The following is a 25,521-nucleotide window of genomic DNA, read 5'->3' on the forward strand; positions in this document are numbered from 1 at the left end:
CCCGGCGCTCGGCAGGCGGCTGGTGCGAAGCCCCGGAGCGCTCAGCCCTCGTTCGTGCAGAGGCCGGATGCCGCCGAAGCCGCTCCGAGTGCGGTCGGGGCCGCGCTGAAGCCCGTAACGGCACCGGAAGCAGAGCCTGGCGAGGGTGGAGCCTGGTGCCCGGCGCGAGTGCGGCCCTCTCCCGAGGGCCGCGGCGCGCCGGTTCGCGGGGCGTCTACTCGGTCACGTACTCGTGGCCGTCGTGCAGGCCGCCGCCGCTGCCGGAGTCCCCGTCGGTGGGGATGGATTCCACCGGCCTGGTGAGCGGTGCGAGGTCGTAGGAGTAGTGGCCGACCGCATCCGCGATGACGTCGATGTTGATGTCGAACGCCCGCATGTTGATGTTGTTGATGTCGTCGCCGGGGCCGTGGTAGTTCACGTCGTACGCCACACCCGCCTGGCCGCCGAACTTCGCGGCCTGCGCCTGCGTCTTGATGCCCTCCGCGCCGGTGAAGGTGCCGCCGGAGGGGATGCCGACCTCGATGAACGGGCCGTAGTCGGAGCGGCCGGTGAAGTCGGTGCCCTCGTGCGGGATGCCCTTGGAGTCGAGGAAGTCGTTGATGCCCTTCTCCAGTTGGGCCGAGCCCTCGGGGCCAGGACCGGCGCCGACGCCGTCCGAGTCGTCGCCGTCGTAGACGAAGTAGGCGGCGTTCGGCGAGGCGATCATGTCGAAGTTCAAGTAGAGCTTGATCCGCTTCTTCTGTTCCTCGGTCAGCGAGGCCACGTACGCCTCCGAGCCGACCAGTCCGAACTCCTCGGCCGACCACCAGGCGAACTTCACCTTGTTCTTGACCTTGCCCTGGTGCTTGGCCAGCTTCTGGGCGACCTGGAGGATGCCGGCCGAGCCGGAGCCGTTGTCGTTGATGCCCGGGCCGTCGGCGACCGAGTCGAGGTGCGCTCCGAGGAAGACGGTGTTGGCCGCATTGCCGCCGCGGGTCTCCGCGACGACATTGAAGGTCTTGCGGTCCTCGCGCAGTTCGCGGATGTCGAGGGTGACCTTCAGCGGTCCCTGGGCCGCCTCGGCAGCCAGCGCCTCGCCGTCCGCCTGGGTGATCCCGCCGGTGGGGATCCGGCCCAGGGTCGCGTCGCCGATGGTGCCGTTGAGCGTGCCCTCGGTGTTGTTGTAGATCACGGCGCCGACCGCGCCCGCCTCGGCGGCGTTGGCCTGCTTGGCGGCGAAGGTGCAGCCACCGCGCTTGATCAGGGCGATCTTCCCGGTGAAGGCGCCGGCGGCGAAGTCGGCGGGCTCGCAGCCGTGGGTGCCGTCGGCGTCCACCGGAGCGACGGCCACGTCCGCGGTGACGCCGCTCTCGGGGCCGCTGGCGGTGTACGTCATCAGCTGGATGGGCACGTCGCGGGGCGTGGGCGAGACCACGGTGAGGGTCTCGGCGATCTCGTCGGTGTAGACGAAGTCGAACTCGTGACGGGAGACCTTGTAGCCCGCGGCCTTGAGCACCACCTCCACGTAGGCAGCGGACAGCGCGTGGCCCTTCGAACCGGCCACTCGGGTGTTGCCGTTGCGGTCGGCTATCGCCTGAAAGACCTTCAGATGGCGCCTGGCGTCTTTGGCCGTGGACTTCTTGACGAGTTCCCTCGCCAGGGCATCGCCCCGGTGGGCCGAGCTCGGGTTGCCGGAACCCGCGGTGGCGGGGCCGGCGACGAGCAGGGGGGTGACAAGTGCGGCGGCAGCCAGGGTGGCGGTCACCGTCGCTCTTCGACGTGCGGACATAGCGGTCCTCTCACAGCAGGTCAAAAGACTGATCGGCAGTTCGGGAGAACACGGTCGAGGAACGTTAACCCTGTGACTGCCCGCTGCCAAGGAACAGTTCGACTTCGGTGGCAACTGGTGTGCCGCACGGATGCGGAACACGACACCCGGTCGGGCCGTGCCGCAGAGCCCCCGCACACACGACCTTGACCTCAACTTAACTTGAGATTCTACGGTCGCCATGTTCCGTTGATCGGGCGAGGAAGGGGCACGCGAGCATGACGCTCAGGGAGTACACGCAGAAGGAGTTGGCGGCGCAGCCCGTCGGCGCGTGGACCGGCATGGCGTACCGACTGGTGGTCGGAGCCATTCGCGAGGAGTTGGCGGCGGAGGGCCTCACGCAGCCGCACTGGTGGACGCTCAACCATGTGACCCGGGAGCCGGGCACGTGGACGCGGGCGGCGTTGATCGAGCGGCTGAGGCAGTGGGACGACCTCGGGACCGACTTCCACGGCGTCTTCGACGACCTGGTCGGCCGTGGCTGGCTGACGGAGGACGCAGGGCTCATGACGTTGACCGAGGCGGGAGCGGACGGCTGCGTTCGGATCAGGGAGCGCACCTCGCGCGTACATCGACAGGTGCACGAAGGCATCGACACGGCCGACTTCGCGACCACGATCGACGTCCTGCGCCGCATGGTCGCCAACATGGGCGGCGACGGCAACCTGCCCGGCTGACGGGCCCGCACTCCCCCTCGCCCGCCTGCCCGACCGGCGTCTCTTGCCTCCCCGGCCCCGGCACCGTACGCTCACCATCCATACCGACCAGATGGTATGTCGCGTGGCGATCTCGTCGTAGTGCAGGACGACGGGCGATCCGCCGATCGTGACGCGCCGCCGGTCCGCCGCGACGACCGTCCGAGGAGCCGCCGAAGATGAGCAGAACCAACCACCAGGTGCGTCTGGCCGCACGGCCCGTGGGAGAGCCGCGGCCCACCGACTGGGCGCACGTGGAGGAGCCCGTCGGGCAGCCGGGCGACGGGGAGTTCCTGGTCCAGGTGCTGTGTCTGTCGATCGATCCGGCGATGCGCGGCTGGATGAACGCGGGCAGGTCCTACATCCGCCCGGTGGAGATCGGCGAGGTCATGCGCGCCGGTGCGGTGGGCCGCGTGATCGCCTCGCACCACCCCGGTTTCGCGGTCGGGGACCATGTGACGGGGTCCTTCGGGGTGCAGGAGTACTGCGTGTCCGACGGGCGCGGCGTGACCAAGGTCGATCCGGCCGCGGCTCCCTTGCCGACGTACCTCGGCGCGCTCGGCATGTCGGGCCTGACGGCCTACTTCGGGCTGATCGACATCGGCCGCCCCGAGCCGGGCCAGACGGTCGTCGTCTCCGGTGCGGCGGGCGCGGTCGGCAGCGTCGTCGGCCAGATAGCCGGGATCCTGGGCTGCCGGGTCGTCGGTATCGCCGGTGGCGAGGCCAAGTGCCGTACTTTGGTCGACGAGTTGGGGTTCGACGCCGCGATCGACTACCAGAGCGAGGACATCCGCAAGGCGCTGCGCGAGCACGCTCCGAACGGTGTCGACGTGTACTTCGACAACGTCGGCGGCGAGGTCCTGGACGCCGTACTGCTGCGGCTGGCGCGCGGTGCCCGCGTCGTCGTCTGCGGAGCGATCTCCCAGTACAACAGCACCGCCCCGAAGGGCCCCGCCAACTACCTTTCGCTGCTGGTCAACCGAGCCACCATGACCGGCATGGTGGTCTTCGACTACGCCGACCGCTATGCCGAGGGCATCGCGCGGATGGCCGCGTGGCGGGCGGAGGGGCGCCTGACGTCCGTCGAGGACGTCGTCCCCGGCACGGTGGCGGACTTCCCCGACACGCTGATGCGACTCTTCCGTGGCGAGAACCGAGGCAAGCTCGTGCTGAAGATCGCGGACTGACCGGGCGGAGCGGCGGGAGCAATCCGATGAAGGCACTGAGCTACCACGGCCCTCACGACATCCGCTACGGCGATGTCCCCGACCCGGCCGTCACCGGCCCCACCGACGCCGTCGTCCAGGTGACCACCGCCGGGATCTGCGGCAGCGACCTGCACATCTACCACGGCAATCCGTTCAGCCCGGAGCTCGGCTACACACCGGGGCACGAATGTGTCGGCGTGGTCGTCGACACGGGCGACGCGGTCACCGGATTCAAGCCCGGCGACCGCGTCCTGGTGCCCGCCTCGGCCGGCTGCACCCGGTGCCGGTCGTGTGCGGCCGGGTTCACCGCGCGGTGCGAGCGCGCCAAGTCCAGTACGGAGCTCTGCTACGGCGTCGGCCCCCAACTCCCCGGCAGTCAGGCCGAGGCGCTCGCGGTGCCGTTCGCCGACATCAATCTGGTGCACCTGCCCGAGGGCATCTCCGACGAGGCCGCGGTCGTCCTGACGGACAACGCCCCGACGGCCTGGTACGGCTGCCGCCGCGCCCGTATCCGGCCCGGCGAGACCGTGCTGGTCATCGGGCTCGGCCCGGTCGGACTGATGGCGGCCCAGTCCGCTTTCGCGATGGGGGCCGCACGCGTGCTCGGCGCGGACCTGGTCGCCGAGCGCCGCGCCTTCGCCGCCGGGCTGGGGGTCGAGCCGGTCGAGGGCGAGGACACCAAGGCCGCCGTACGGGAGATGACCGGCGGCCGCGGACCGGACGCGGTGGTGGAGGCGGTGGGCTCGGACGCCACCATCGACCTGGCTCTCAGAGCCGTCCGGCAGGCCGGGCGGGTCAGCGTCGTCGGGGTCAGCCACAACAAGGCGTTTCCCTTCCACATGGGGCTGGCGCAGATCAAGGAACTCGAGTTCGCCATCGGGCTGTGCTCGATCCACTACGAACTCCCCACCCTGATCGCCCTCGCCCAGGCCGGCCGGATCACGCCGGAGGTCGTGGTGTCCCACCGCTTCCCCCTTTCCCGGGGGCCCGCGGCCTACGAGCTGTTCGCCGGCCGCTCCGACGGGGTCCGCAAGATCCTCCTCGACCCGACCGGTTGACCCGCGCGGGGCCTGGAGACAAGGGGGCGCTGCGCAGCGAGGCGGTGTCATCGCTTCCTCGCCGTGCAGTGCGCGGCCGCTTCATCGGCGAAGCCGCAGAGCCGGTCGATGACCTCGCGGTAGCTGTCCGCCGTGCCGTGGTGCTGCTTGCGAGGTGGTCCGTCGATCCACCTGTGCCACAGGCCGTCCGGGGCCAGGAACGGGGCCGCTCGATCGGCACGGAGTGCGGCGTCGAGGTGCAGGAGTGCGCCGATGGCGGCCGGCTGGTCGTAGTAGAGATCGGGGCGTCGCAGGTAGCGGTCGAGGTAGCCGGTCAACAGGCAGGCGTCGGCGGGGGTGCCGAAGGTGGCGAGGGTGACGCAGTAGTCCGAGCCCGCGTAGCAGACCTCGCTGGCGAGCAGGAGTTCGCCGAGGCGTTCGCGGAACTCGGTTCTGCGGGCTACGGCAATGAGCCAAGCCGCGGTCTTGCGTTCGCGCCACCCGCCTTCGAGCAGGACGGTCAGCTCGCGAGGTGTGATGTCACCGGCTGCCTCGCCCAGGTCCCGGGTGAATCTCGCCCGGTCGGGGCCGGCCATGCGGATGGCCGGGCCGCCGAGTCTGAGGTAGCGCCGGTCGGGTGTGACATAGCGGCGGACAAGAGCGAGCAACTCGGGATCCTCGTGGGCGTGACGCATGGCCGCATCCTGTCCTGAGCGAGGCCGGCCGGCCAGGACGCGGGCAGCATCGGTGTCACGCTCGGTACGCCAACCGCCGCAGGACGGTCTCGGCCGGGCCGCGTCGCCCGGCGCGCTCCAGGGCGTACGCCCCGGCCACGGTGAGCAGCCAGACGCCGACCGCGAAGGCCGCCATGGTGGCGCTGGTGAGGTGTTCGCCGAGGCCGAGGCCCCAGGCCGCCAGCAGCGGGGAGAAGATCAGCGAGTGCGCGAGGTAGCAGGACAGTGATCGCTTGCCGACCGCGGAGACCGCGGTGACGGCTGTGGCGCCCCACCGGCTGTGGCGGCCGGACCGTTGGGTCCACCAGTGCGCGAACAGGGCGACGGCGGCGACGTAGCCGATGCCGGCGGCGTTCCCGGTGAAGTCCCGCAGGATGGTGAGCGCCCCTTCCTCGCTCTGCGCGTCGTCCGGCACCTTGAGGGCGCCGACATGGGCGAGTGCGGCGGGCAGGCCGCCGAGCCAGCCGACCGCTATGCCGATGACCGCGGTGCGGCGCAGCAGCCGCAGATGGCGCCCGGGCTCCTCCAGGATGCGACGGCGTGCCGCCCAGAAGCCGAGCAGGAAGACGAGGTAGCCGCCGCCGACGAGGGCGAGCGGGGCACCGACGAAGGTGATGAACAGACCGGTCGTCAGTCGGGTGCCGAGCGCGGCGAGCGCGTTCTCCTCGCCCGACGCGTACGCCTCGAAGCCCGCTTCCGCTCCGGAGTCCCCCAGGGACCCCAACTCGCCCTGGAGCAGGGCTGTGACGACCGGCAGTGCCGTGAAGAGGACCAGCTGGGCGGCCGCGATCCCGATCCACCACTTCAGCGCACGGTCGCTGCGCCTGACGAAGAGCCAGCCGAGGACGAGGCTGAGCAGGCCGTAGTAGCCGACGATGTCGCCGGCCATCAACAAGGTGGCGTGCGACAGCCCGATGACGATCAGCCACAGGCTCCGCCTGCGCAGGATGCCCACCGCGGCGCGCTCCGAGGTCCCGGCCTCGGTCTGGCGCAGGTAGAGCTGCGTCATGCCGTAGCCGAAGAGGAACGCGAAGAGCGGATAGACCCGTAGGTCCAGGACGGTGATCATCGTGAACTGGACCGCGCGGTCGGCCCATGTGCCGTCGACCGGCTGCCACCCCGAAGGGCCGTGCCGAGCCGCCCAGAGGTGGAAGGCGGTGTTGGACAGGACGATGAGCAGGAGCATCATCCCGCGCGCGAGGTCGGGCGCCGGCGCTCGCTCCCGGCCCTGGACGGCTCCCCGCTGCAGCGATGCCTTTGGGGCGCTGTGGGTATCGGTCCTCGTCATACGGCCACGCTAGGAAGGCGCCCAGGACCGAAGAATCCGTCTTCGGTCTCGCCACGGCCGACAAAAGTATGCCGCCCGTGCCCGCTTGCCTGCCCCACCACCCGATCGAGAGCGCTCTCATCCACCTTGGGGCCGTCGATATCCTTCAAGGACCACAGCGCCGCCGACCGACACATGCCCCAGACGAGGGAGTGCCCGCCTTGCCCGAGCCGCTCACGGGGCCCCGCCCCACTCTGGAAGCCGTCGCGGCGCGCGCCGGCGTCTCCCGCGCCACCGCGTCCCGTGTGGTCAACGGAGGTGCGGGGGTGCGTGCCCCGCTGGTCGACAAGGTGCGCCGGGCGGTCGAGGAGCTCGGCTACGTGCCCAATCACGCGGCCCGGACCCTCGTCACCCGGCGCAACGGCGCGGTGGCCGTGATCATCGCGGAGCCGGAGTTCCGGATCTTCTCCGACCCGTTCTTCGAGCAGCAGGTGCGCGGCATCAGCCGCGAGCTGACGGCGCACGACGCGCAGCTGGTCCTGCTGTGGGTCGAAGGCCGTGGCGATCACGACCGGATCGCCCGCTATCTCGGCGGCGGCCATGTCGACGGCGCACTCGCCTTCTCCGTGCACAACGACGACCAGTTGCCCGCGCTGATCGCCAAGTCACGCATTCCCACGGTGTTCGGCGGCCGGTCGGTCGGGGAGCGGAGTCTTGCGGCGCCCTACGTCGACTGCGACAACCGCGGCGGGGCCCGTCAGGCGGTGCAGCACCTGGTCTCCCTGGGCCGGCGCACCATCGCGCACATCGCGGGACCGCTCGATCTGACGGCGGCCCTCGACCGGGTCGACGGCTACCACGACGTCCTCGTCGACGCCGACCCCACGCTGATGTGCCAGGGCGACTTCACGGAGCGCAGCGGCGCCCTCGCAATGGCCGAGCTGCTGGAGCGGCGCCCGGATGTCGACGGGGTGTTCGCCGCCAACGACCTGATGGCGCTGGGCGCGCTGCGCACGCTGCGGGAGCGGGGCGTACGCGTCCCCGATGACGTGGCCGTGGTCGGGTTCGACGACATGGCGTCGGTGGTCGACGTGTCCGACCCGGCGCTCACCACCGTTCACCAGGACATCGAGGGCATGGGCCGGCTGATGGTGAAGCTCTTGATGCGGCTGCTCGACGAGACCGGGTCCCCTGCGCCCGCGTCCGTGATCACACCGACGTCGCTGGTGCGGCGCGCGTCGGCCTGATTCCCGCGTGGCGGGCACCGGTTCGGTCGCCGGTGCCCGCCGCGCTCCCCGTGGAGGCCGGGCGGGTGAAGCCGTCCGCGTCAGCCGAAGGGGATCACCAGCACGGAGGTGTCGGTGCCCGTCCGGAGCTTTGACGTGCCGTTGCCGATGGCGCTCCACACCTCCAGCCGGACGGTGCCGTCGGTCATGCGGCCGAGGCTTCCGGTGGCCGACTTCAGGCCGCGTGTCTGGGCGTACTCCTCCCAGCCGGGCACGGGGTCGGTGGCGAAGTAGTGGTACGTCTCCGTGCGGTCGAAGGTGCCGTTGCCGGTGAGGTCGTAGCTGATCCTCACCTGCTGGCCGAGGCCGACCGTGGTGCCCGCGTCGACCTGGAGCCGGAAGGCGGTGGCCGCTCCCGGGGTGAGGGTGCCGTTGACGCCGCGGGCCTCGTAGACGAGCGGCCGGTACGGGGTGCCGTCGTGGTTGGCGCCGCCGGCGGAGGCGAGGGTGTCGCTGCCCGCCGTGCCTCCGGTGGCCGTGGTGAGGGTGCCGCCGGAGCGCAGGTGGAAGGTGTTGCCGGTCGACGGATCCGGGTCGGGGTCGGGATCGGGGTCGACGCCGGTTCCGGTGCCGGTCGCGGTCGAACGGGCGGGCACGGACAGGGTCTTGCCGTCCGAGAACGTCACCGTGCGGGTGCTGGAGCCGTGGTTGTGGGCGGCGTAGGTGCGGGTCGTGCCGTTGGCGAACACCGCGGAGGTGGGGATGTCACCGGTCACCGTGGGGTCGGGGGCGCCGAGGGCGGCGAGGGTCTCGATCCAGTGGTAGGTGTGCGCCTTCGATTCGCCCTCTTCCGGTGTGTAGGAAGCGTGGCCCGCGTCCCACTTGGTCTTCGCCGCCGCCGGGTCCGCGAGCGACTGGAACTCCCAGAGGATGTCGCGCCATTCGACGGCGGGGCCGCCGTTCTCGCGTTCCATCTCCGCCAGGTTCCGCCGGATGGCCGCCTTCTCGCCGCCGAGGTGCAGGGAACCGCCGGTCACCGGCAGGACGTTGATCCCGTGGATCTCCTCGGGGTTGGCCGTCCACCAGGTGGCGTAGGCCGCGCCGCTCCCCCAGACCATGCCGGCCGTGTCGTGACCGAAGGAGGAGGGGAAGACCTGCTCGTCGGCGTCGAACCAGTACTGGGCGATGGCCTCCGCCTCGGTGGCGAGCAGGTAGCTGCCGAGGTCGCGCAGCGCCGGGTCACCGGTGGCCGAGCCCCACAGCACCAGGGCCGCGCTGAGGTTGGTCGACTCCGAGGAGGACTCCTGGTTGTTGCCGGCGGCGAAGCCCTGGTGGCCCGAGGCCCAGCTGTGGCCGGCGTAGACGTCGAAGCCGCGCAGGAACGGGAAGGCGCTGTCGGTGCGGCTGGGGTTGGCCGTGTCGCGGATCAGGGTCTTCACCATGCCGCCCCAGGCGGAGTCGGCGGCCCAGGCGGGATCGTACTGGGCCACGATCGCTGCGGCGTAGACGTAGTAGCCGTAGTGGAAGTGGTGGTCGTTGAGTTCGCTGTCGCTGCCGTAGGAGGCGGGGTAGCCGGTGAGCGTCTTCCAGGCCGGGTCGTAGGAGAACTCGTGGGCGCCGCCCGCGGTGAACCACTGCTGGAGGCGTCCCTTGATGAGCCCGAGGAGCTTGTCGCGGATCGCGTCCTCACCGATCTGGTCGGCCGGCGGCACCAGTTGGGCGAGCCTGCCGAGCGCCTTTCCGGTCCAGTAGGTGTCGACGGCGCCCGAGAACGGGTCCGAGGCGTTCACGACGTCGTTCAGGTAGCCGCGCAGCCGTGCGGTGTCGACGGCGTTCGTCCTCGGCAGGCCGGGCAGGACCGGGGAGGCCTTCTGCGAGGTGGTGAACGAGGCGGACTCGCGCACCTTCATGGTGCCGCGCGGGGAGACGTAGGTGTACGGGGTGAGCGGGTCCGTGGTGTGGAGCCACTGGTGCCGGTAGAGGGCCTGGAGCGTGCCGCGTTCGGTGCCCTCCTTCGCCTCGGTGGTGAGGGTGTAGGTGGCGCGTACGGTCCCGCCGCTGGAGTTCCAGTCGACGGTGGAGCCGGTGACGAAGCTGAAGGCGTACTTGCGGTACGTGGCGAGCGCGTCGGTAGAGGGCAGCAGGGCGACGGAGAAGTAGTCCTTGCCGCCCAGGCCCGCGGTGACGGCCGAGCCGGACACGTTCCAGTCGCTGCCGGTGGGGGCGAAGAGCGCGTAGTGGTGTCCGGCCACCGTGATGCCGAGGACGTTGCCCTGGTCGGAGAAGACGGTGGGCGCGGTGGCGGTGGTGATCCGGGCGTCGCCGCCGGAGCCCTTGGCGTAGACGAAGGGCATGCCGTGGCCGATGGTGGTGCGCAGGGTGCGGGTGCCGTCGGACCAGTAGGGGGTGACGGTCCAGTCGGACCAGGCGTCGGCCTTGGTGTCGGGCGAGTTGAGCCCGGTGAGGCCGAGGGTGAGGTCGGCCTTGTGGGCGTACTCGTACTGGCGGCCCTCGCCGACGATCGTGGGGGTGGTGGGGTAGCCGATCTCCAGGCCGCCGGACACCGCCTGGTAGGTGAGGGGGTGGCCGTACATCGGGGTCGAGTAGGGGTTGTCGCCGTAGCGCTGGAAGGCCAGTGACGACCACCAGTCGTTGGTGGGCACGGGCTTGCCCCGGGCGGCGGAGGTCACCTTGGGGGTGATGGGTGTGCCGGTGTTGGTGGTCGGGCCGGTCGTACCGGGCGGCCGGGTGTCGGAGTAGCTTCCCGCGCCGACGGGGATCGTGGCGGCGGAGGCCGGAGTTGCCGCCGGACCGAGTCCGGTGGCGGCCAGGGCGGCGGCCAGAACCAGCACGGTGGCCGGTCTGTTGCGGGTGGCTGGCATGGAGGGGCACCTCGTGTCATCACGACGGGTAGTGGGGTCTCACCGTGTGTGCGTCCGGAACGTTTTTGAGAGCGCTCTCAGATGGCGGGAAACGTAAGACTCCCGAAACGTTGACGTCAAGACGTCTGACACGGACGGCACTTGAGCCCGGCCGCCTCGTGGAGTGCGGCGGCAGCCGCGGTGCTCCACGAGGCGGTCCCCTGAGCGAGGCGTCGGGGTGTCGTCAGGGCTTCATCTCGTACGCGCCCGACAGCGCCTCGACCCGCTGCCAGACACGCTCCGAACGGGCCGTGTCGACGACCGGGCGCCGGACGGCGCCGAGTGCCCACCGCTGCTGTTCCCGGGTGGCGGAGTCCTTGCCGTGCAGTTCGACGGCGTGCGCGGAGAAGTCCCTGACGAGGACGGCGAACAGCTCGTCGAGCACGTCCTCGTGACACTCCGTCAGGGCCCCTTGCTCCAGGACCAGTTGCCCGTGCACGACGAGCGCGAACAGCTGCCCGACGGCCAGGAGCAGGTCGAGGTCCCGGCTCTGCTCCTCGTCGGGAGCGGCCGTGCGGACGAACTCGCAGAGGGCGTCGGCCTGTTCGCGGAAGCGGGCCACGTTGGGCAGGTGGGCGTATGCGTCGAAGGCCGGCCGCCAGTCGTGGAAGCGCACCGAGCCGAGGCCGCGGGCGGGGCCCTGCCGGAAGAGGAAGTCGTCGTCGGCCGCGTCCAGGCGGGTCGGTACGGGTTCGTAGGCGACCGGGTCGAGGAGGTGGTTGCGCATGAACTTCAGGATCAGCGCGAGGTTGACGTGGACGGTGCCCTCCAGCTTCGGCAGACCGCGGATCTCGACAGCGGCCTGGGCGAAGTAGGTGTCCTTCTCGAAGCCCTTGGCGGCGATGACGTCCCACATCAGGTCGATGACCTTCTCGCCCTCGGTGGTCACCTTCATCTTCGTCATCGGGTTGAAGAGGAGGTAGCGGCGGTCGTCCGGGCCCGCGGTGCGGAAGTAGTCCACCGCGCGGTCGCTGAACAGCTTCATGCCGACGAGCCGGACGTACGCGTCGGTCAACTCGCGCCGCACGTGCGGGAAGGCGGTGACCGGGCGGCCGTAGAGGATGCGGTGGTGCGCGTGGGTGACGGCCTCGTACATCGCGTGCTCGCAGATGCCGATCGAGGCGGTGCACAGGTTGAACTTGCCCACGTTGACGGTGTTCAGGGCGGCGTCGAAGGCGGCACGGCCGGTGTGCAGAACGTCCTCGGCGGCTACCGGGTACTCCTCCAGACGGAATTCGCTGACGTACTTGGAGGAGTCGACGACGTTCTTGACCAGGTGGTACGCGGGGTGACGGCTGTCGGCGGCGAAGAAGACGTAGCCGTCGGGGCCCTCGATGTCGGTGCGGCGCCCGAAGACGGAGACGAGGCCTGCGGCGTTGCCGTTGCCGATGTAGTACTTGGAGCCGGTGGCCCTGAAGCCGCCCGTGCCGTCGGGTTCCAGGAGCATGTCGGTGGAGTAGATGTCGGCGCCGTGGGCCTTCTCCGACAGTCCGAAGGCGAACACCTCGCCCCGGGAGAGGAGTTCGGCGGCGCGGGCGCGGGCGGCGGGGTTGCCGCTCTGCCAGACGGGGCCGAGGCCCAGGATGGTGACCTGCCACGCGTACCAGTAGTCCAGGCCGTAGAAGCCGAGGATCTCGTTGAGGGCGGCGATGCGGGCGGTGTCCCAGCGCTTGTCGGCCTCGCCCTCCGCGGCGGCGGAGGAGGGCGTGAGGAAGGTGGCGAACAGGTTCTCCTTGGCGGCGAAGGCGAGGAAGTCGCCGAGCCAGGCGCGGTCGCGGTAGTCCTCGATCAGGGCGCGCTTGCCCCGCTGTTCGAACCACTCCACGGTGGCGCGCAGCAGCCTGCGGGTCTCCGCGTCGAAGTGTGCGGGGTCGTAGGTCCGCGGGTTGAACAGCAGGGGGTCGGTCATGGAGGGCTGCCTTTCGGGTGGGGGTAGCGGACAGGGGGATGGGGGTTGCGGCGGGGCCTCTCTGAGGCCCGTCAGTGGTCGGTGTCGAAGTGGGCGAGGGTGGCGAGGACGTCGTCGAGCCAGGCGATCATCATCCGTTCGTAGGCGATGCCGCCGCGCAGCACGACGTGCTGGAGCTCCCGTTCGGCGTCGGGCCCGCCGTGGGGCGGCGGGTCACCGAAGTCGCGTGCCTCACCCGCGAGATAGTGCGCGAGGCGGTCCGTGTGGGCCTGCCGGTGCCGCTCGACCTCACTGATCAGGGCGGCCGGATCCCCGAAGGCGGCGCCCCTGATCTTCACCGCCAGGTCGTGCCGCACGCTCTCCGGCTCGGTCGCCTCCGTGAGCCACGCGGCGAGCGCGGCGCGTCCGGGGTCGGCGACGGAGTACTCCTTCTTGTCCGGGCGCCCGTACTGCGCCACGTCCCGGACGTCGACCCAGCCGTCGCTCTCCATGCGCTTGAGCACGCGGTAGATCTGCTGGTGGGTGGCGGTCCAGAAGTAGCCGATGGACCGCTCGAACCGCCGGGCCAGCTCATAGCCGGAGCCCGGCTTCTCCAGCAGGGAGACGAGGATCGCGTGTTCGAGCGCCATGCCTACGATCTTCCTATGCACCTTGTTGCATAGCAACGCGGTGCTGGTGAGACGCGGCTCACCTGGGGCAGGTCGCGCAGGTCACTGCCGAGGGCGTGTGCCGGGCGGGGCGCGGGGCGGGGCCGGATTCGCTCACCGACGACGCCGCGATCAGGTGGGGATGATGCCCGGCCACCACGGGGGACAGCGCCGGCAGTCCGTGCGCCGAAGGGTTGATTGCCTCGGGGCGGCGGTCACGAGCGGCGCTACGGAAGGGCGGCTGCCGTTTTGGGGGCGGTGGCCAGTCGCAGGCCGGCGCCCACGAGGGCCCAGCCGAGTCGGGTACGGAGGTCCCGGGGGTGTCGGGCCGCCGCGGCGAGGCGGTACGCGTCGGCTTCGGCGCGGAGTTCGGCGGCGTGGACGTGGTGCAGGGCGAGGTGGGTCTCGGGATGCATCGCGCTGTGGCCTTTCAGTCCGTGGCGAGGGGGAACGCGTGTGTGTGAATGCGTACTTGGGCGGTGTCGGCGTCGTTCTCGTCGGTGGCCCGGTCCCGGTAGGTGTCGACGAGGGCGTGCATCTTCTCGACGAGTTCCCGGGTCAGTTCGGGCGTCAGCCGCAGGGTCGCGCTGCTCATGTCCCAGGTGCGGCTCCACTCCTCCGGCCATTCCTGACGGGTGCCGAGCCAGGTCGACAGGTCCCGGGTCTGGGCGGTGGCGACCTCGTGGAGGTACATGTCGGCAGCCCCGCGCACGTCCGGGTTGGAGTCCGTGAGCAGTGCGTCGTCGAAGCGCAGGCCCTTGTGGACCGCCTTCCACCACCGCTCCCGGCCCTTGCCGCGCTCGGGTGCGTCCTCGATGAAGCCGTGTGCGGCGAGCTGCCGCAGGTGATAGCTGGTCGCACCACTCGACTCGCCCAACTTGTCGGCGAGTTGGGACGCGGTGGCGGGGCCGCCGAAGCGCAGGGCGTCCAGCAGCCGCATGCGCAGTGGGTGTGCGAGTCCGCGCAGGGATCGGGCATCGAGATTGCGGACGGGCGAGTCCTGGGGCTCGTTCATGCTGACAAAGATAGCGATGCAAAGGAGTGTTTGCAACGGAGTCTTTGTATCGCGTTCTCCGGGACCGGAAGCCCCGCAGTCAGGCGGCCGACCGGGGTACACGGGTGCGCCGCCGCCGACAGGCGGACGACGGGAGCCCCCCGCCGCGATCCGTCACCGAGGATCGCCGTTGGACGGCGGGCCCGGCCGGACTCCGCGACGCGGCTGAGGCCGTGCGGTGATCCGGCCGGGGCCCTCCCCCTCGTCCCCCTGGGCCGGGGCCGGGGCGCCGAAGCCGGCCAGGAGGCGCAGGCTGTCGTGGGCGGCGGTGCCCGGGGCGGCCGACTGCACGATCAGTTCCGCGCCGGTGGTGTCCGGGAGGGCGAAGTTCTCCTGGTGCAGTTCCAGTTGGCCGACCAGGGAGTGGTGGTAGGCCTTGCGGCCATGGGTGCGGGGGCGGACGTCCGCACGCGCCCACAGTCGGCGGAAGCGTTCGCTGTGCATGGCGAGTTCACCGATGAGGGAGGCCAGTTCGGGATCGTCGGGGTGGTGACCGGCGGACAGCCGCAGATGGCCGACGGTGTCGAGGGTGCAGGCTTCCCAGTCGGCGAACAGCGCGCGTCCCTCCTCGGTCAGGAAGACATGCCGGGCGATGTTCAGCCCCTGGAGCGGACGGCCGTAGAGCAGATCGGCGAGCCGGTTCGCGGCCAGCACGGTCAGGCGGTGGTCGATGAGGAAGGCGGGGGCGTCGGCGACGAGGTCCAGCACCCGCAGGAGTTCGGGGCGCAGCCGCACCGCGGACGCCCGGCGCGGTGCGTGCGTCGGGCGATGGGCGAGCCGGTGGAGGTGGGCACGTTCCGCCTCGTCCAGGCGCAGGGTTCGCGCGAGCGCGTCGAGGACCTGTGCCGACGGCCGGCGCGCCCGCCCCTGTTCGAGGCGGACGTAGTAGTCGACGCTCACCCCGGACAGGTGCGCGACCTCCTCACGCCGCAGCCCGCTCACCCGGCGGCGGGGATCGGCGGGGATGCCGGCGCTCTCCGGGAGGACCCGGGCTCGCCGTGTCCGCAGGAAGTCGGCCAGATCGTCCATCACTCAAGTATCCGCGCCGGACGCGCCGCCCGGGTGGCCCTGCCGGTACCAGGAAGTCCGGGCCTACGGAGAAGGCGTCCCTGAACCGCACCGCCCGAACCGGCCAGCATCGAAGCCGTACTCAGCCACACCGGTTCAAGGAGCAGACGTGAAGGTCTTCATCGTGCACGCCCACCCCGAGCGGCGGTCGCTGAACGGCGCCCTCACCGACATCGCGCTCGACACGCTCACCGACGCGGGCCACGAGGTCCGGGTCAGCGATCTGTACGCGATGCGCTGGAAGTCCGTCGTCGACGCCGACGACTTCGGTGCCGCCGCCTCCCAGCCCCTGGACGCGGTCCACGATTCCGGCCGCGCCTACGAAACCGGCGCGCTCACCGCCGACATCCGCGCCGAACAGGACAAGCTGCGGTGGGCCGACACCGTGATCCTCCAGTTCCCGCTGTGGTGGTACACGATGCCCGCGATCCTCAAGGGCTGGGTGGACCGGGTGTTCACCTACGGTTTCGGCTACGGCGTGGGCGAGCACAACGACGTCCGCTACGGCGACCGCTTCGGCGAAGGCGTCCTCCAGGGCAAACGCGCCATGCTCTCGGTGACCGTCGGCGGCCCCGAGTCCCACTACTCCGACCGCGGCATCAACGGTCCGATCGACGACCTGCTGTACCCCATCCAGCACGGCATCCTCTACCACCCCGGCATGGCCGTACTGCCGCCGTTCGTGCTGTACCGCACGGTGCACCTGTCCCCCGAGGCCTTCACGGACGCGGCCGAGCTGTGGCGGAAGAGGCTGCTGGGCCTGGAGGAGACCGAGCCCATCCCCTACCGCCGTCAGAACGACGGGGACTACGACATGCCCTCGGTACGGCTGCGCGAAGGCTTGGAGGTGCCCGGCCGCAGTGGCTTCGGCCTCCATCTGCGCGCCTGAGTTCAGGCAGGCAGGTCCAGAGCGCGGCCCAGGGCGGAGGTGACGGCGGTGGCGTGATCGGGCACGTGCCGGGCGGCCCAGGCGGCGGCCGAGGGGAGGAAGTCGGTCAGGTCGCGCTCCGCATCGGCGAGCAGACGCCGCAGCTCGGTGACGGACAGCTCGATCACCGGGCTGTCGTCCTGCTCGTCGTCGACGGTCAATCGGACGACGTCGCCCCGCCGTTCGGCCGACGGAGAGGGGTCGTGCCCGAAGGAAGCCCAGCCGTCGCCGTCCACGATCTCACGCCAGTCGCGCCTCTCGCCCAGCCCGCTGCAGCAGCCCGGCAGCAGGGTGATGCCGGTTGCGGTGTCGGTGATCCGCAGGCCGCCGGGCGCGAAGAGGTCGTCCATGGTGAGGAGTCCGTGCAGGAAGCCTCCGAGCGGGTCGGCGGGGCGCGGTGGGCCGCCGTCGCTCTCGGGCTCGACGGTGTTGCAGTCGGCGATGCGCATCACCGCTGTGCCGACCTCCGCGGGACCGAGGGCACCGCCGAGCGCCAGGAAGTCGTGCGGCGCGGACTCGGCGACAGGCCAGAGGGCGAAGCCATCACAGGCGTAGACCTCCAGGACGGGCTGAAGCACAATCACCCGGGGAAGTCTGCGGCACGACCGCTCGCGCCGCATGGGGATTACGGCCGGTATGTGAGCTGGGCATCGACCGGGGAACTCCCGGAATCCCGAACGGCTACTTCTCCGAGCGCGGGACGGCCAGGAGGAGGAACCCCACGCCCAGCCAGACCACCACGATCGTCGGGGTCACGAACTGCCAGGGGATGCCGATCCACACCGCGGGCAGCCCTACGCCGAAGGTGGCCGCCAGGTTGGTGAAGAACAGCTTCTTGCCGGATCCGCTCCAGGTGAGGGGACCGAGGTTGCGCGGCGAGGCGAGGCGTGCCGTGCCGAAGGTGAGGCCGAGGAGCGCGAGCAGGCCGAGGCTCGCGCCTGCGGCGGCGATCATCTGGGGCTCGTCGCGCGGTTCGTTGATGGACTTCTGGCGGATTCCGTCCTTGGTGAGCGCGACGATGTCGCCGCGCCAGGCGGTGCCTACGACCGTGTCGCCCGCGCGGAGCGTGTCCAGGAGGGGGCCGGGGTCGCCGAAGTGCACATCGCCCCTGACCCGGTCGCTCTCCACGGTCGCCCGGTACTCGCTGTTCCTGGCCCGGTCCTCGACCACTGTGTCGACGACGCTCAGCTCGATCTCGCGCAGGCAGTCCTCCCACCACGCGTCCGGGGTCGAGCCGACCGGGCAGTGCTCGGCGGCACGGTACTCCTTGTACCGCGCGAGGTCGGCGGGCAGCCAGTCGGTGAGCACGAAGAAGCAGCCCGCGACCAGGGCCAGGGACACCAAGGTCATCAACAGTCCCAGAACCCTCGTCCTCCAGGTTCCGAAGGCCGTCGTTTCTCGCGGTCCGGTCATCGCGCACTCCACCCCTGCGGGACTGGTCGTCCCGGCCTGTCGGCGTATCCTCCCCTGCCGGGAAATGCCCGGCCATGGCAGGTACGGGCAGGTCAGCAGGGTACTTTCTTGCCGGATGCGGGCAGTCGGCGGATGCCCCCAGGCCGCGCAGGCCGCGGGCATCACCGTCCGGTCTGCCGCCTGAAGGCGGCGTGTGGGCGGACTTCGCAGCGGGGCGCGGCCGTCGGGTGGCGGGCGTGGGGTCAGTCGAGAACGGGGGTTCTTCCTCGTTCGGATCTCGGGGCCGGCCCTGGGCGTGGGGGTGGGTCGCTGTCCTGGGGCGGGGACGCCAGGGGCAGTTCCGCCGTGATGCGGAGGCCGCCGGCGGGGCGCGGGGTGAGGGTGAGGGTTCCGTCGTGTGCGTGGGTGATGGTTCTGGCGATGGCCAGGCCGAGGCCGACGCCCGCGTGTTCGGTGCGCACGCGCTCGGTGCCGCGCTGGAACGGCTCGGTGAGGGTCGAGACCACCTCGGGGGTGAGCGGCTCGCCGGTGTTCTCGACCGTGAGCACGACCGTCCTGGGGCGGACCGCGGTGGTCACCCACACGCCGCCGTGTTCCGGCAGGTTGTGGACGATCGCGTTGTGCACGAGGTTCGTGGTCAGCTGCAGCAGGAGCGCCGGTGATCCGATCGTGGGGGCGATGCCGCTGTCGGTCTCCAGGGTGATGCCGTGTCTCTCCGCGAGGGGGAGGAGGGTTTCGGTGGCCTCTTCCGCCGTGAGGGACAGGTCGACGTGTTCCCGGGTGAAGGACCGGCGGCCGGCGCGGCTGAGCAGGAGCAGTGCTTCGGTGAGGTCGATGGCCCGGGTGTTGACGGCGTGGAGGCGGTCGATGAGGGGGTCGGTGGGGCGGTGCGGATCGGCGCGGGCCACTTCGAGCAGTGACTTGGAGACCGACAGCGGGGTGCGCAGTTCGTGGGAGGCGTTCGCCGCGAACCTCTGCTGCTCGGCGACGTGCGCCTCGAGCCGCGTGAGCATCGTGTCGAAGGTGTCGGCGAGCTCGCGGAACTCGTCCTGACGGCCCGGGAGCCGGATGCGGTGGGAGAGCGACCCGTTCGCGACCGTGCGGGTGGCGTGCGTGATGCGGTGCAGCGGGGCGAGCATGCGGCCGGCCAGGATCCAGCCTCCCAGGAGACCGAAGACCAGGAGGAACACCATGACGGCGACTGCCATGGGGGCGAATCCGCGGACGAAGTCGGTGCCCGGCGTTGCCTGCCATGCGCCCTCTTCGTTGGTTTGCAGCCACCCCTCTCGCAGGAGAAACGCTCCCATGGCGGCGAGCAGCAAGGCGCCCGCGAGCATGAGGAATCCGGCGTAGCTGAGGGTGAGTTTGAGGCGGACACTCAGACCGGGTGCCCTATCCACGGTCCGCTCCCCCGCCTCCGGTGCCGGGTGCTGTGTCGATGCGGTAGCCGACGCCCGGCACGGTGGCGATGAGCCCGGATCCGCCCAGTCGTTTGCGCAGTGCCGAGACGGTGATGCGCACGGCGTTGGTGAAGGGGTCCGCGTGCTCGTCCCACGCGCGTTCCAGGAGTTCCTCGGCGCTGACGACCCCGCCCTCCGCGGCGACGAGGACTTCGAGCACCGCGAACTGCTTGCGGGTGAGCGCCACGTAGCGGCCGTCCCGGTAGACCTCTCTGCGGAACGGATCCAGGCGCAGGCCCGCGATCTCCCGCACGGGCGGCCTGGTGTGCGCGCGCCTGCGGTCGAGTGCCCGGAGTCTGAGCACGAGCTCCCGCATCTCGAAGGGCTTGGTGAGGTAGTCGTCGGCGCCGAGTCCGAACCCGGAGGCCTTGTCGTCGAGGCGGTCGGCCGCGGTGAGCATGAGGATCGGCATGCCGCTTCCCGAGGCGACGACGCGTCTGGCGATCTCGTCACCGGAGGGGCCGGGGATGTCGCGGTCGAGGACGGCGATGTCGTAGGCGTTGATGCTCAGCATGTCCAGGGCGGTGCCGCCGTCACCTGCGATGTCGGCCGCGATCGCCTCCAGGCGCAGCCCGTCACGGATGGCCTCCGCCATATACGGTTCGTCCTCGACAATCAGCACGCGCATGTGAGGGATGCTACGAGTCGGCGCATATCGTCGGCGTATCGAAAACCGCATACGTGCAGGCAACATCGCGCCGATTTGAGTGGGGCCATGTCCTCCAGCGAACCGTCGCGAACAGCAGCAGCCCCGACCGGTCGGGACCGCACCGCACACCACCCCGCGACCGGGGCCGCGGGCGGGAGTCCGACCGTCGAGCCCATCACCGCCGCCGAGCACCTGGCGTTCGTGCGGACGCAGCGATCGGTCAGCTTCTTGCAGACCCCGGCATGGGGTCGCGTCAAGACCGAGTGGCGCAGCGAGTCCCTCGGCTGGTTCGACGGTCGGCGGCTGGTCGGTGCCGGGCTTGTCCTGTACCGGCCGGTGCCGCGGCTCGACCGCTTCACGCTGGCCTATCTGCCCGAGGGGCCCGTCATCGACTGGTCCTCCGGCGACCTCGACGCGTGGCTCGGTCCGCTGGCGGCCCGGCTCAAGGCCCGGGGCGCGTTCGCGATCCGGCTGGGCCCGCCGGTGTGCACGGACCTCTGGAGTGCCGCCCAGGTCAAGGAAGGCATGGCCGACCCGGGCATCCGACGGCTCACCGAGCTGCCCAGCCAGTGGGCCGACCCCGTGGGCGCCCGCGTGACCGGCCGGCTGAGGAAGACCGGCTGGCTGCCGCAGAGCCCCGCGGACGGCTTCGGGGTCGGGCATCCGCAGTTCAAGTACGAGATCCCGCTGGCCGGCAGGACCGAGGAGGACCTGCTCAGGGGCATGAACCAGCTGTGGCGCCGCAACATCAGGAGGGCGGCCGAGGAGGGGGTCGAGGTCACCGTCGGCGAGGATCTGAGGGCGTTTCACGACCTCTACGTCCACACCGCCGAGCGCGACGGCTTCACGCCCCGGCCGCTGCGTTACTTCGAGACCATGTTCGCGGCGCTGAGCGCGGAGGACCCCGAGCGGATCAGGCTCTACCTGGCCCGCCACCGGGGTGACCTGGTCGCCGCCGCCATCCTGGTCCGCGTGGGCGCCCACGCGTGGTACTGCTACGGCGCCTCCTCCAGCGAGAAGCGTGAGGTGCGCGGTTCCAACGCCTGCCAGTGGGCGATGATCCGGGACTCGCTGGCGGCCGGCTGCGACGTCTACGACCTGCGGGGCATCACTCCGACCCTCGACGCCGACGACCCGCACGTCGGGCTGATCCGGTTCAAGGCCGGCACCGGTGGTCGGGCGGTGCGGTATGTCGGCGAGTGGGATCTGCCGCTGCGGCCGATGGTCTATCGGGCCTTCGATCTGTACATGCGGCGGCGCGGGCGGTGAGTCCGCCTGCGCCGCCGGTCGGTGGCCGTGTGCGAGCGGCTCAGGCGAGCGCGGCGGCGACCGCGTCGAGGCGCGCGGCGCGGGAGGCCTTGACGAGTACCACGTCGCCGGCGGCGAGGTGGCCGCGCAGCCAGTCGACGGCCGCGTCGTTGTCGGCCAGCACCACCGCCCGCTCCCCCGCGCCGTCGGCGATGGGCCGGGCGGCGCGGCCGACGGCGGCCACGACATCGGCGCGGGCGGCGGCGTACTCGCCGACGGCGCGGTGCTCGGCCTCGCTGTCGTCGCCGAGCTCGAACATCGCGCCGAGGACGGCGATGCGGCGCCGGCCCTCGATCGCCGCCAGCGCGTCCAGGCCGGCGCGGGTGGAGTCGGGGTTGGCGTTGTAGGAGTCGTTGAGCAGCATCGCGTTGCCGGCGAGGCGGCGCAGCTCCATCCGCCACTTCGACGGGGAGGCGGTGGCCATGGCCGCCGTGGCCTTGTCGAGGGGGACGCCGGCCACCAGCGCGGCCGCCGCGGCGGCCGACGCGTTGAGCGCCTGGTGAGCGCCCACGACCGGCAGCACGGAGGAGGCCGAGGCGGCGGCGGTCCGCAGGGTGAAGGACGGCCGGCCGAGCCGGTCGAGAACCAGGTCGAGCGCCCGCACGTCGGCGTGGGCTGCCCGGCCGAAGGTCAGCACCGGGCCGTCGGTGAGCGAACGCATCGCGGCCACGCGGGGATCGTCGGCGTTGAGTACGGCGGTGCCGCCGGGCGCCAGCCCCCGCACCATCTCGCCCTTGGCCCTGGCGATGGCCTCGCGCGAGCCGAACGCGCCGATGTGGGCCCGGCCGACGTTGAGGACGACACCGATGTCGGGCGCGACCAGGCCGGTGAGTGCGGCGATGTCGCCGACATGGCGGGCTCCCATCTCCAGGACGAGGAACCGGGTGGCCGGGGTGGTGCGCAGCATGGTGAGCGGCACCCCGAGTTCGTTGTTGAGCGAGCCGATCGTGGCGGTCGTCGGCCCGGCGCCGGACAGCACGGCCGCCAGCAGGTCCTTGGCGGTGGTCTTGCCCTGCGAGCCGGTCAGCCCGACGACGGTCAGCCCGTCGCGCAGTAGGCCCACGACGTGGGCGGCGAGCGCCTGCAGCGCGGCCCGCGTGTCCTCGACGACGACGGTGGGCAGCGCTGTCGGCCGGGAGCCGAGCACCGCCACGGCGCCGGCCCGGCCTGCCTGCTCCGCGCAGTCGTGGCCGTCGACGTGGTTTCCGGCGAAGGCGACGAAGAGGCCGCCCGGTTCGGCCTGTCGGCCGTCGAGCACGGCAGGCGCGGTCACCGTCACGGAGCCGTCGCCGGTGACCGCCCCGCCGACGACCGCGGCGATCCGACGGAGGCTGAGCGGGATCATGCCGAGGCCTCGCGGGTCTCGGAGAACAGGTGCGGGAGGTGCGATGTCCGACGGACAATCAGCGTGGTCATGTGCTCGACGCTATCGGCCTGTTGCCTATCGTCGGCGTATCGAAAACCGCATACGCCGCGGAAACACCCGGTCGTCTTGACTGTCGGCATGACCTACCGCGAACCAGCCCGAAAAGCGGCCGTCCGCCCCCGGTCGCCGACGTATTCGCCCTCCGCGGCCATTCCCGTGACCGGGATCACCGTCTACGGAGCCGAGCAGGACGAGGCCGCCCTGTTCCGGGAATTGGCACCTCGATTCGGGATCACCACCACCATCACGGACGCGGCGGTGTCCGAGGCCAACAGCGAACTGGCCTCCGGACACCGGTGCATCAGCGTGAGTCACAAGAACCGGATCACCCGTCCCACGCTTCTTGCCCTCAGCCGGATCGGCGTCACATACGTCTCCACTCGGAGCGTCGGCTGCAATCACATCGACGTGGAATACGCGGCGAGCGTCGGCATCCGCGTCGAGAACGTCTCCTACTCGCCCGACAGCGTGGCCGACTACACGCTCATGCTGATGCTGATGGCGGTACGGAACGCGAAGGCCACGGTCCGGCGCTCGGACTGCCATGACTACCGGCTGAACGAGGTGCGCGGAAAGGAACTGCGCGACCTGACCGTCGGGGTCGTCGGAACGGGACGTATCGGAACGGCCGTCGTGGAACGGTTGCGGGGTTTCGGCGGGCGCACTCTTGCCTGTGACCGCCGCCCCAAATCGGCTGCGGACCACGTTTCCCTCGATGAACTGCTGGTGCTGAGCGACATCGTGACGCTGCACGCTCCGCTCACCGGGGACACCCGTCATCTCCTGGACCGCAGACGGATCGAGCAGATGAGACCCGGCGCTTTCGTCATCAACACCGGACGCGGTTCCCTGATCGACACCGAGGCCCTCGTCGCGGCACTGGAAAGTGGCCGATTGGGTGGTGCGGCACTGGATGTCGTCGAAGGGGAAGAAGGAGTCTTCTACGCCGACTGCCGCGACCGGCACATCGAGAGCAAGGCGTTGCTGCGTCTGCAGGAGATGCCGAACGTGCTCATCACTCCGCACACCGCGTATTACACGGACCACGCGCTGAGCGACGCGGTCGAAAACTCCATCACCAACTGCCTGAAATTCGAGGGAAGGAATCAGCATGGGTAGGTTGAGGGTCGGCATCATTTTCGGCGGCTGTTCCGAGGAGCATTTTGTCTCCGTGAAGTCGGCGCGAGAGGTGGCGCGGAGTCTCGACGTCGAGAAGTACGAGCCGTTCTACGTCGGGATCACGCAGGGCGGCGACTGGAGGCTCTGCGACGGGCCGGACCCGGGCTGGGAGAGGGGCGACGGCCGCCCGGCCGTGCTGTCACCGGACCGCAGCGTGCGCGGACTTCTCGTCCTGGACCGGGGGCGGTACGAGGCGGTCGCCCTGGACGTCGTACTGCCGGTGCTGCACGGCAGGCTCGGCGAGGACGGCGCGATCCAGGGTCTCCTCGAACTCTCCGGCATCCCCTACGTCGGCTGCGGCATCCAGAGTTCCGCGCTGTGCATGGACAAGTCCCTCGCCTATCTCGTCGCGCGAAGCGCGGGAATCGGCACGCCGGACTTCTGGACCGTCACGGCGGACGAGAACGTCGATCCCGACCGGATCTCCTATCCCGTCTTCGTCAAGCCGGCCCGTTCGGGGTCGTCGTTCGGTGTCGGCAAGGTGTCCCGGAAGGAGGAACTTCCGGCTGCGGTGGAGAACGCCCGGCGGTACGACTCGAAGGTGCTGATCGAGGAGGCCGTCGCCGGCCGCGAGATCGGATGCGCCGTCCTCGGGAACGAACGGGATCCGATCGTGGGGCAAGTGGACCACATCGCGCTCTCCCACGGGTTCTTCAGGATTCACCAGGAGGACCGGCCCGAGACCGGATCCGACAACTCCGTAGCCGTCGTTCCCGCCGATATTCCGGAGGCGTCGCGATCACTCGTCCAGGAGACGGCGAAGGCCGTCTACCGCGCCCTGGGTTGCCGGGGACTGTCGCGGGTGGACATGTTCCTCACGGAGGAGGGCGACGTAGTCCTCAACGAGGTCAACACGTTTCCCGGTATGACCTCGTACAGCCGTTACCCGCGGATGATGGCGGCCGCGGATCTGCCGCTCTCCGAAGTGATCGACCGGCTGGTGTCGCTGGCGCTGACCGGGAAGCTGCGATGAACGGGGACTTCGTCTTCGTGGACGAACTCGTCCCCGGAATACGCTGGGACGCCAAGTACGCCACCTGGGACAATTTCACGGGCAAGCCGGTGGACGGCTACCTGGCGAATCGCATCGTCGGCACGAGGGCCTTGTGCGCGGCTCTGGAAAACGCGCGGGCGAAGGCCGCCTCCCTCGGTTTCGGCCTGCTCCTCTGGGACGGCTACCGGCCGCAGCGTGCCGTGGACTGTTTCGTGCGCTGGTCGCGGCAGCCGGAGGACGGGCGGACGAAATCACGGCACTATCCGCACATCGACAGGTCCGACATGTTCGCGAGGGGATACGTGGCCGCGAAGTCGGGCCACAGCCGGGGCAGCACCGTGGATGTGACGCTGTATCACCTGGACACCGGCGAACTCGCCTCCATGGGGGGCGGTCACGATCTGATGGATTGCCTCTCCCATCATGGAGCGGCGGGAATCGAGCCGGGCGAGACGCGGAACCGTGCACATCTGCGTTCCGTCATGGAGGACTGCGGATTCAGCTCGTACGAACGCGAGTGGTGGCATTACACGTTGCGGGGTGAGCCTTATCCAGACACCTACTTCGATTTTCCGGTCGCATAACGGGGTC

At 70.6% G+C, this 25,521-nt stretch carries 23 protein-coding genes; 9 read left to right on the forward strand and 14 right to left on the reverse strand.

Translation table 11 applies throughout. From position 1 onward, the window contains the following. Nucleotides 1-214: 214 nt before the first annotated feature. Nucleotides 215-1,768 carry a M28 family metallopeptidase gene (locus tag ICC28_RS11890; protein WP_188288458.1) on the reverse strand — a complete coding sequence of 518 codons (1,554 nt, stop codon included), beginning with the start codon at nucleotides 1,766-1,768 and terminating at the stop codon, nucleotides 215-217. Between the two features lie 257 nt (nucleotides 1,769-2,025). Between ICC28_RS11890 and ICC28_RS11895 the strand changes: the two genes are divergently transcribed. The 3 genes from ICC28_RS11895 to ICC28_RS11905 all read left to right on the forward strand — a co-directional run bounded on the left by ICC28_RS11895 (nucleotide 2,026) and on the right by ICC28_RS11905 (nucleotide 4,768). Beyond that, entirely contained in the window at nucleotides 2,026-2,484 is a 459-nt protein-coding gene (locus ICC28_RS11895; protein ID WP_188288459.1) for a MarR family winged helix-turn-helix transcriptional regulator, read from the forward strand. Nucleotides 2,485-2,681: 197 nt separating this feature from the next. Next, nucleotides 2,682-3,689: an NADP-dependent oxidoreductase gene (locus ICC28_RS11900; protein ID WP_188288460.1), complete on the forward strand. Its 1,008-nt coding sequence runs from the start codon at nucleotides 2,682-2,684 to the stop codon at nucleotides 3,687-3,689. 26 nt (nucleotides 3,690-3,715) lie between these two features. Continuing rightward, nucleotides 3,716-4,768 (forward strand): alcohol dehydrogenase catalytic domain-containing protein, encoded by a 1,053-nt coding sequence (locus ICC28_RS11905; RefSeq protein ID WP_188288461.1) that lies wholly within the window; start codon nucleotides 3,716-3,718, stop codon nucleotides 4,766-4,768. 47 nt (nucleotides 4,769-4,815) lie between these two features. Here the strand turns inward: ICC28_RS11905 and ICC28_RS11910 are convergent, their stop codons facing one another. After that, entirely contained in the window at nucleotides 4,816-5,442 is a 627-nt protein-coding gene (locus ICC28_RS11910; RefSeq protein WP_188288462.1) for a DUF6000 family protein, read from the reverse strand. 55 nt (nucleotides 5,443-5,497) lie between these two features. After that, a complete protein-coding gene (locus ICC28_RS11915) occupies nucleotides 5,498-6,769 on the reverse strand; it encodes a DUF418 domain-containing protein (RefSeq protein WP_188288463.1) in 1,272 nt (423 codons plus the stop codon). 200 nt (nucleotides 6,770-6,969) lie between these two features. On the opposite strand from ICC28_RS11915, the gene ICC28_RS11920 reads away from it, so the two are divergent. After that, a complete protein-coding gene (locus tag ICC28_RS11920) occupies nucleotides 6,970-7,995 on the forward strand; it encodes a LacI family DNA-binding transcriptional regulator (protein WP_188288464.1) in 1,026 nt (341 codons plus the stop codon). An 80-nt stretch (nucleotides 7,996-8,075) separates the two neighbouring features. Here the strand turns inward: ICC28_RS11920 and ICC28_RS11925 are convergent, their stop codons facing one another. From ICC28_RS11925 to ICC28_RS11950, 6 genes are all read right to left on the reverse strand, one after another. Continuing rightward, nucleotides 8,076-10,856, reverse strand: a complete 2,781-nt coding sequence (locus ICC28_RS11925; RefSeq protein WP_188288465.1) for a glycosyl hydrolase — start codon at nucleotides 10,854-10,856, stop codon at nucleotides 8,076-8,078. 223 nt (nucleotides 10,857-11,079) lie between these two features. Further along, nucleotides 11,080-12,804 (reverse strand): acyl-CoA dehydrogenase family protein, encoded by a 1,725-nt coding sequence (locus ICC28_RS11930; RefSeq protein ID WP_188288466.1) that lies wholly within the window; start codon nucleotides 12,802-12,804, stop codon nucleotides 11,080-11,082. A gap of 71 nt (nucleotides 12,805-12,875) precedes the next feature. Then, a complete protein-coding gene (locus ICC28_RS11935; RefSeq protein ID WP_188288467.1) occupies nucleotides 12,876-13,433 on the reverse strand; it encodes a PadR family transcriptional regulator in 558 nt (185 codons plus the stop codon). Nucleotides 13,434-13,678: 245 nt separating this feature from the next. After that, nucleotides 13,679-13,867, reverse strand: coding sequence for a hypothetical protein (locus tag ICC28_RS11940; protein WP_188288468.1), 189 nt, complete (start codon nucleotides 13,865-13,867; stop codon nucleotides 13,679-13,681). A 14-nt stretch (nucleotides 13,868-13,881) separates the two neighbouring features. Continuing rightward, nucleotides 13,882-14,466, reverse strand: coding sequence for an ArsR/SmtB family transcription factor (locus tag ICC28_RS11945; protein WP_188288469.1), 585 nt, complete (start codon nucleotides 14,464-14,466; stop codon nucleotides 13,882-13,884). 153 nt (nucleotides 14,467-14,619) lie between these two features. Then, complete coding sequence (locus ICC28_RS11950) at nucleotides 14,620-15,534, reverse strand: helix-turn-helix transcriptional regulator (protein WP_188288470.1); 915 nt, start codon at nucleotides 15,532-15,534, stop codon at nucleotides 14,620-14,622. A gap of 148 nt (nucleotides 15,535-15,682) precedes the next feature. Here ICC28_RS11950 and ICC28_RS11955 point away from each other — a divergent pair, with 148 nt between their 5' ends. Then, entirely contained in the window at nucleotides 15,683-16,462 is a 780-nt protein-coding gene (locus ICC28_RS11955; protein ID WP_188288471.1) for an NAD(P)H-dependent oxidoreductase, read from the forward strand. A 2-nt stretch (nucleotides 16,463-16,464) separates the two neighbouring features. Here ICC28_RS11955 and ICC28_RS11960 read toward each other — a convergent pair whose 3' ends face one another. The 4 genes from ICC28_RS11960 to ICC28_RS11975 form a co-directional block, all read right to left on the reverse strand. Further along, entirely contained in the window at nucleotides 16,465-17,085 is a 621-nt protein-coding gene (locus ICC28_RS11960) for a hypothetical protein (RefSeq protein WP_188288472.1), read from the reverse strand. Nucleotides 17,086-17,182: 97 nt separating this feature from the next. Next, on the reverse strand, nucleotides 17,183-17,851 hold the full coding sequence (locus ICC28_RS11965) for a hypothetical protein (RefSeq protein WP_188288473.1): 669 nt from the start codon (nucleotides 17,849-17,851) through the stop codon (nucleotides 17,183-17,185). A 305-nt stretch (nucleotides 17,852-18,156) separates the two neighbouring features. Further along, nucleotides 18,157-19,314, reverse strand: a complete 1,158-nt coding sequence (locus ICC28_RS11970) for a sensor histidine kinase (protein ID WP_188288474.1) — start codon at nucleotides 19,312-19,314, stop codon at nucleotides 18,157-18,159. Next, nucleotides 19,307-20,002, reverse strand: coding sequence for a response regulator transcription factor (locus tag ICC28_RS11975; protein ID WP_188288475.1), 696 nt, complete (start codon nucleotides 20,000-20,002; stop codon nucleotides 19,307-19,309). The genes ICC28_RS11970 and ICC28_RS11975 overlap by 8 nt, the downstream gene beginning before the upstream one ends. 87 nt (nucleotides 20,003-20,089) lie before the next feature. Between ICC28_RS11975 and ICC28_RS11980 the strand changes: the two genes are divergently transcribed. After that, entirely contained in the window at nucleotides 20,090-21,292 is a 1,203-nt protein-coding gene (locus ICC28_RS11980) for a lipid II:glycine glycyltransferase FemX (RefSeq protein WP_188288476.1), read from the forward strand. Between the two features lie 40 nt (nucleotides 21,293-21,332). Here the strand turns inward: ICC28_RS11980 and ICC28_RS11985 are convergent, their stop codons facing one another. Then, on the reverse strand, nucleotides 21,333-22,676 hold the full coding sequence (locus tag ICC28_RS11985) for a UDP-N-acetylmuramoyl-tripeptide--D-alanyl-D-alanine ligase (RefSeq protein ID WP_188288477.1): 1,344 nt from the start codon (nucleotides 22,674-22,676) through the stop codon (nucleotides 21,333-21,335). Nucleotides 22,677-22,835: 159 nt separating this feature from the next. Between ICC28_RS11985 and ICC28_RS11990 the strand changes: the two genes are divergently transcribed. From ICC28_RS11990 to vanX, 3 genes are read left to right on the forward strand one after another with little or no spacing between them, the layout of a single operon-like run. Then, nucleotides 22,836-23,876, forward strand: a complete 1,041-nt coding sequence (locus tag ICC28_RS11990; RefSeq protein ID WP_188288478.1) for a D-isomer specific 2-hydroxyacid dehydrogenase family protein — start codon at nucleotides 22,836-22,838, stop codon at nucleotides 23,874-23,876. Beyond that, nucleotides 23,869-24,909, forward strand: coding sequence for a D-alanine--(R)-lactate ligase (gene vanA / locus ICC28_RS11995; protein ID WP_188288479.1), 1,041 nt, complete (start codon nucleotides 23,869-23,871; stop codon nucleotides 24,907-24,909). Before ICC28_RS11990 ends, vanA begins: the two co-directional genes overlap by 8 nt. Beyond that, the gene (vanX, locus tag ICC28_RS12000; protein ID WP_188288480.1) at nucleotides 24,906-25,514 is read left to right on the forward strand and encodes a D-Ala-D-Ala dipeptidase VanX; all 609 of its coding nucleotides are present in this window, start codon (nucleotides 24,906-24,908) and stop codon (nucleotides 25,512-25,514) included. Before vanA ends, vanX begins: the two co-directional genes overlap by 4 nt. The last annotated feature ends 7 nt before the right edge of the window (nucleotides 25,515-25,521 follow it).

The organism is Streptomyces sp. TRM68416 (assembly GCF_014596915.1).
GTDB lineage: Bacteria > Actinomycetota > Actinomycetes > Streptomycetales > Streptomycetaceae > Streptomyces.